Origin of the sequence: Halalkalibacter oceani, from assembly GCF_023715705.1 — a bacterium.
GTDB lineage: Bacteria > Bacillota > Bacilli > Bacillales > Bacillaceae_D > Halalkalibacter > Halalkalibacter oceani_A.
On sequence record NZ_JAMBOS010000102.1, the window covers coordinates 1 to 325 of the forward strand.

General features: G+C 52.9%; 1 rRNA gene. It reads right to left on the reverse strand.

The features are described from left to right. Window positions 1–2: 2 nt before the first annotated feature. Window positions 3–118: ribosomal RNA gene (rrf, locus tag M3212_RS21840) — 5S ribosomal RNA — on the reverse strand. Window positions 119–325: the final 207 nt, after the last annotated feature.

A 325-nucleotide genomic window follows, 5' to 3' on the forward strand; every position in this document is an offset into this window, starting at 1 on the left:
TCGCCCGGCAACGTCCTACTCTTGCAGGGGGAAGCCCCCAACTACCATCGGCGCTGAAGAGCTTAACGACCGTGTTCGGCATGGGAACGGGTGTGACCTCTTCGCTATCGCCACCGGACATTTGATCGACAGATTACCATGTCACGTACTTATGTACGCTCCATTCCTCAGCCATTTGCTTCCTCGAATGTCTTGGTTCTCTTTGATCAATCTATATCGGGGAAGATCGCAATGGCTCCGTGCGCTACTCGTCTAGAGTGGAGAACCCCACTCCTCTCTAGACTTTTAAAACCTGTAGCGACTCCGCACATTGCTTTGCCCAGTC